Source organism: Rhodococcus sp. P4_F3_2 (assembly GCF_056401335.1).
The window spans coordinates 1-5,814 of record NZ_JBFUJN010000076.1 but is presented as its reverse complement, the minus strand read 5'-3'; the positions used below and the strand labels follow the sequence as shown (position 1 = coordinate 5,814).

Genomic DNA, 5,814 nt, shown 5'->3' with positions numbered 1-5,814 from the left:
AATCAGTGCCGCAACGGGTTGACGCTCGTCGACCACCCACAGGTGAGCCGCGGTGAAGAAGACGTATCGGGGGCGCAGGAACCTGCGCCCGAGGTGGGCGCTCACGCGCCTTTCTGCAGAGTCATGACATCGACGGTACCAGCGAAGCTCGTCTACCGCGAAGACCGCCGACTGGTTCGATTTCAGGGCTGCCGATTGCATCGCGGGCAAGTGTGGCTCCGGTGTTCGCCCGGCCAGCGGAGCTAGTACTCGCAGTGCATCGGCGTTGTTGCTGCTCACACCGATGCCTCGCTCACCGTTATTGCGGTCAGTTGCAGTGGGGACCAGTCGCTTACGTCGCGAAGGAGCTGGCGGTCGTGGGTGGAGAGAACGACCGCTGCGCGGGTTGCGGCGAGAGCGTCTGTGAGTTCGTCTACGAGGGCGACCGAAAGGTGGTTGGTCGGCTCGTCGAGGAGCAGTACGTGCGGTTTGGTCGCAAGTACCATCGCCAGGTCGAGACGACGTTGCTGCCCCATCGACAGTTCACCGATCCGCTTGCTCGATTCACGCACGAAGAAGACCGAGGTGCGAGAGCCCGATTGCGTCCGACGAATCGAGGAGACCCGCCGTGACAAGCGCATCGAGGTGTGCGGAGAAAGCCTCACCGGCCCGCCGATGCAAAGGAAGATCGGTCTCCTGGCGCAAATATCCGAGACGGATGCCCGGTCGCCTCCGAACGAAGCCTGTACTGGGGTGCAGCTCGCTGGCGAGCACGCTCAGTAGCGTCGATTTCCCCGCCCCGTTGGGGCCGGTCACGACGAGCCGGTCGCCGCGAGAGAGGGCAAACGACACCTCACACGTCACGCGTTCCTTAGCGGTGATCTGATCTGCGCTCAACAACACGGAACCGGTATTCGGCAGGAGTTCAGGAAATCTGAACTGTTGCGGTGGTTCCGGCATCGTCACCGCGTGCGCTTCGAGCTGCTCCTGGCGGCGATGAACGCTCTGTACGAGCCCGCCTGCTCGGGTCGCGCGTCCGTGCTTGTTCGTACCCTTCTCCGGTCGCCCCCCGGACTGCAGGCGATTCTGGGCCGCGCTGAGACTGTCTTTCAGTCGGGCATGCTCGTCCTGTTGACGGTCGTACTCTTGTTCCCAGAGTGCGCCTTCGGCGAGTCGACCCTCGCGATATCCGGTATAACCGTTGCCGTACAGGCGGATCCGGTCATCGGGTGAGGGGTCGAGGTCCACGATGGTCTCCGCGATATCGGAGAGCAGTGCGCGGTCGTGGGTGACGACAACGACGCCTCCTTGGCGCTCCTCTGAAGAACCCGATCCCCACCCTGATGGCGATCGCTATCGAACCCTTCACGAACCCCAGGTCGCCCCTCCCGATATCCCCGGCAAGTCCGTCAATCTGCGGCCATGCGATGGGAGTCGTTCCGGCAGGGCAGCTCCCGCTTCAGCGCTACGAAGATCTATAGCACCAGTCGTGAGCCTTTCGGTAGCCTGATCTCCCGTCGTTCGGTGGGCAGGCTTGCCGCGGCACGGATGCTGCGGATGTCATCGGCAGTCAACGGCGCGGACAGATCGCGCTGGATGACCACGGTGCCGCCCCGATATGGAAATGCCTCCACGGTGGGCGGGAGCTGGGTTTCGTCGACGGGGAACTCTTGACCCAAATAGGTGCAGCTGCCGATCGTCGCACCGCCGGGCACGTAACTCTGAACCCGCGACTCAGCTCGCCGGTAGAGGACCGCTGTGGGGGCATCCCAGATATCAGTCAGCCCTTGAACGAGGTTCAATGCCAGTGTGATCCGAGATTCGTCGGCGAAAGTGCAGATGAAACTTCCCGTCCCTGAAGTGCCCCCGAAACCGGCCACCACGTGAATATCGCCGGCATTCGAGTACAGGCTTAGGTGTTGTGGGAGCGAGAGTGGATACATCCCACCGGTGGCGTGGCGTGATCGCCGCTTCTCGATCAATGTGGCTTCGATCGATTCTTCCGTCGGCGGCACCAGGATCTGCCGAACGTTCGAGGCGAGTATCTGCTCGACCGTCGCCTCGGGCGGGAGATCGTCGCCTACCGACTGATAGAGGTCGACACCGAAGACCGGGTCGATGTCGCGAAGTAACTGCAGCGAACGAACAACGAGAGCGGCGGTGACACTTTCGGATGCTGGCGGCCCCTCAGGCGAGATGGCTCTCAGGGTCAGTCCGTCCGTCATGGTTCGGCGCAGTGATGTCGACGGCATTTTCACTCCTTTCCGTCGCGGCTCAGGCGAATCGTTCGCTGATTTGCGGGTCGCATATTCGGTAGCCGAGTAGGCGCATTGCGTTTCACAATTCGATCACCAGTGCCTGCAGAGGTTTTCATCGCGCCCGCACGGTGGTAACCAGCTCGTCTCCCATTGCCGCCAGCACGACACTACGATCACCCAGATCGAACACTGCAGTGACAGGTTTGCCGTCACCCACAGTGTCGACGGTAAGCGCTTCGATCCTGTGCCCTACTATCGCCCGAAACTCAGAATCGTCCCCCGCATCGAACACCGTCCATTTTCCGTATTCAGCTACATACCCCGCATTCTCAGCGCCGAGTTCGCGATCGCCGCCGACACCCCCATCCTCGAACGGGTCGAGCCACGGACCTTCCCGGCACACCAATTCTTCTCCGTCAGGGCCCGCGTCGAACACGAAAGCCTCCCGACCAGCAACTGTCACCTCGACCGGACCGTTCCACGACTGGATCACATTTCCGAGAACGTAGTAGACGCGCCTGACCCCGGTGATCCGCTCACCGACAACACACCGCCGAATATGGGTGAGCGAAAGCTGTTCTGACACCCTAATTTCTCCCTCGAATCCAGCCGTCGAAGCGTGGGCGCGTCCAGTCGATCGTGGCGTGCCGGTGGGTATTTTCATCCGAGTGTTTCGGTGCTTCGGCGTTGCGCCTCGTACTTCGCGGCGTCGGCAGCGAAACGTTCAGCATCGGCACGAGAGAGGGCGGTGGTCTGCCCGCAATGTGCGCACGCCATGAAATCGTGTCCGTGCCCGAACGGGAAAATCGGGAGGAAGAACAGGGCGAACCACGTACGCCGGCGATGCAGCCGCTGCGCCGCAGTGACCCGGCACAGGTGACAGGTAAAGAACAGTGCCGCGATGAAGGTTGTTTTCGTGCGTGTTCCGAAGATCAGCATCCGATTTCTCCTCTGGTGAGCAGCGAACATGCTCCGCCCCAGTACTTTTCAAGACCACCAAGCAGTGGTTACTACGCGTGCGTATCCCCGGCGTCGGCGTCATCGGTGGTATCGACGACGTCGATGTCGAGGGCACCGTCGGGACGGCGGCGAATGAGATCGACGGCAACGGAGGCGACGGCGTAGTCCACCAGCGCCCCGTCCTCGGTGCGGCAATGCAGCGAGAAGTACACGATCCCGTCCACCACACGGTGTGTCTGGGCTTGGACGCGGAAATCGCCGCCCAACACCAGCCCAGCGCGATACAACGTCATCGGCCCGTCCGGAAGCCCCGGCAGGAGCGGGATTTCCTCGATACCGCCGTCTGGGAGCATCCCGTCGACGCCATAGACGATCGGATGCCCGTCCGATTCCTTCGACACCACTGCCAACGGCATCGACGCCACGTTGAACAAGATTCTGGGCGCACCACATAGAAGGGCATCGATGACAAGGGAATCACCTTCTGCGCCGAAGGAAACTCCAATGACACGAATCTCCTGCCCCGTGACCATCCGAGGCGCGTGAACTTCCAGGTCGAGGGCAGGCATACTCGGCCAGGGCTTGCTTTCGACCAGCATCAGTTCACTCCTAGGAAGCGTGCGCCTTTGTTCAACGCGTTCTGGTAGGCGTTGTCGCCCTGGATCTTCTTGATCAAAGACTGGGGTGCGCCTTCGAATTCTTGGGTGTTGAAGTTGTAGTAGTACTTCCCACCGCGATCATCCTGCAAGTGCATCTGTCCAGCCCGCACGCCTGGGGCAGGGTTTTCGATATCGATCCGATAGTACGGGCCGTTCGGTGGAATCTTGTCGGTCATGGTTCTGCTGCCGGGTAGTTGTGTTCCGCTCTGGCCTAGCATCTCCCCATTGGGTGCGGTTTGCGCGCTAGGACTCGGTTTCGGGGTACTGCCCGAATTACCGGAAGTCCCATTCCCGGAGCGGCGGGCCTCGAAGTTGGTTGCGATGTCGGGGGCGACCTCGGCCATCCCAGCACCCGCGAAGGCGGCGCCGCCTGCGATCGCCGCGGCACCAACAGCGTTGAGCGCCAACCCGGCCGGTAGTCCGATACCGGTCGCATCGAGCAAGACGCCCCCGCCCTCCACCGTGCCGCCCAGACCGGCCAGGATCATTCCACCGACAATCGATGCGGCGGCGGCCGGATTGTCGAGCATCGCCTGCGCGAAGGCCCCGGCAGCGTCGCCGGTGACATCGAGGGCTTCGTCGCCGAAATCCCAGACGTTGTCCCATACCCGCCGCGCCAGACCCGGTTCGTCCTCCTGTTCACTTGTCTCGCGTTCGACTTCGAGTATTTCGCGGTCGATGGCCGCCTGCTCGGCCGCTGCTGCGGCTTCCTGGTTCGCGTGCTCCTGCTCAGCGGCCATCGTGTCCAGAGCCTGCGTGGTGGGCACGTTCGTGACCTCCAACCCTGCATCGGCCGAATCACCAGGTTTGGTGTAGTTGTTGGTGGTGCCGTCACCTTGATCGACGGTCATCGGGGCATCCGGCTTGATCGTCTCCGGGTTCGGCACATACGCCGAGTGCCCGTCATCGGGGGTGCCCACCACCGCGATACCGCCCGACTGTCCCGTGATCGCTTCCTGCCCGTTCGACAGTTCGACCGCAGAGATCTGATGCCCGGTAGCCTCGTTGGTGCCGCCGTCTAGGCCGTCCGCGAAGATCGGATACAGCACATCCGGACCGGGCTCGATGTGCTGAACCAAGGTGGTTCCATCGTCGGCGACCTCGTACCATGTCGGCACCGGACGGCCCAGAGCGTCGTACGCCCACGGCGGAGCCTCGTGCGAGACCACGGCGCCGTTCACGTCGAGGATGTCAGCGGAGCCGTCTGCGTTGACACGCATATGACCACCCGGGGGAACCTTCTTCGGGAAGAAGTACTCACGAGGTGATTCCGGCCCGTTGAGAAGATCGAACGTCTGCTCCGCACCGCCAGGCCACACCACCGTCAATTCCTCGTACCCCGGACGGAAGATTCCACCCGATCCGAGACCGCTCATCGACGTCTGCGGTAGCGGAGTGACCTTCCCGCTCTCACGCGCACTGAACGGTCCGGGCCTCCCCCGTACTCCGATACCGGCGGCAGTGAAACCTGCGGCGCCGACCAACACAAGTTCGAGGTAGCGGTCGCGTCCGTTATCGTCGTCGAGCCCCGAGGTCGCCACCGTCGGAGTCGATTCCGGCTGTCCGGGAACAGCATTCGGTGACGCTGCAGGGAAGGGTCCGAGGCCGCGATCGGGGGTGGTTCCCTCACCCGGGATGGGGTTGAGCGTGGATGTGGGTGAGGGAACCTGCGGCGGCGACGCATCAGGGGGTGCGCCGGCACCGTTCTCCGAGGTCGGGGACTCGGAAGCAATAGGCGGAACCTCGATCGTAGGAACTGGGACGATGGGCGTGCCGTTGTAGGTGGGGAAGTTCGTCGGAGCATTTGCGCCGACGTTCGGGCCACCGCCTGGAGCCTGCGCGCCGGGGAGCCCGACCGTGGTCGTCGGCGCAGCTGTCGCCGTCGTGGACGGCGCACTCAGGCACGGGTTGATGATCTCTGGCGGGATGGGCGCACCGGGTGGCAGCAGCGACGCAAT

The 5,814-nt window shown here is 63.0% G+C and carries 5 protein-coding genes and 2 pseudogenes; all 7 read right to left on the bottom strand.

Annotation, left to right across the window (positions count from 1 at the left end; genetic code table 11):
• A partial coding sequence (locus AC1DWA_RS32615; RefSeq protein WP_477917560.1) for a hypothetical protein occupies positions 1 to 279 on the bottom strand: 279 nt, incomplete at its 3' end.
• Positions 276 to 1,293 (bottom strand): annotated as a pseudogene (locus tag AC1DWA_RS32610) (ATP-binding cassette domain-containing protein); the annotation flags it as partial. The pseudogene AC1DWA_RS32610 and the gene AC1DWA_RS32615, both read right to left, overlap by 4 nt.
• A gap of 161 nt (positions 1,294 to 1,454) precedes the next feature.
• Entirely contained in the window at positions 1,455 to 2,231 is a 777-nt protein-coding gene (locus AC1DWA_RS32605) for a hypothetical protein (protein WP_477848230.1), read from the bottom strand.
• 118 nt (positions 2,232 to 2,349) lie between these two features.
• Complete coding sequence (locus tag AC1DWA_RS32600) at positions 2,350 to 2,823, bottom strand: hypothetical protein (protein WP_477848228.1); 474 nt, start codon at positions 2,821 to 2,823, stop codon at positions 2,350 to 2,352.
• A 74-nt stretch (positions 2,824 to 2,897) separates the two neighbouring features.
• Positions 2,898 to 3,176 (bottom strand): zinc-ribbon domain-containing protein, encoded by a 279-nt coding sequence (locus AC1DWA_RS32595; RefSeq protein WP_477848226.1) that lies wholly within the window; start codon positions 3,174 to 3,176, stop codon positions 2,898 to 2,900.
• A 71-nt stretch (positions 3,177 to 3,247) separates the two neighbouring features.
• On the bottom strand, positions 3,248 to 3,796 hold the full coding sequence (locus AC1DWA_RS32590) for a hypothetical protein (protein WP_477848224.1): 549 nt from the start codon (positions 3,794 to 3,796) through the stop codon (positions 3,248 to 3,250).
• A pseudogene (locus AC1DWA_RS32585) lies at positions 3,796 to 5,814 on the bottom strand (hypothetical protein); the annotation flags it as partial. The pseudogene AC1DWA_RS32585 and the gene AC1DWA_RS32590, both read right to left, overlap by 1 nt.

What these genes read in the sequence shown, in the direction of transcription:
- AC1DWA_RS32605 (WP_477848230.1), bottom strand. Translation starts at nt 2,231, where the DNA reads ATGCCGTCGACATCACTGCGCCGAACCATGACGGACGGACTGACCCTG.
- AC1DWA_RS32590 (WP_477848224.1), bottom strand. Translation starts at nt 3,796, where the DNA reads ATGCTGGTCGAAAGCAAGCCCTGGCCGAGTATGCCTGCCCTCGACCTG.
- AC1DWA_RS32595 (WP_477848226.1), bottom strand. Translation starts at nt 3,176, where the DNA reads ATGCTGATCTTCGGAACACGCACGAAAACAACCTTCATCGCGGCACTG.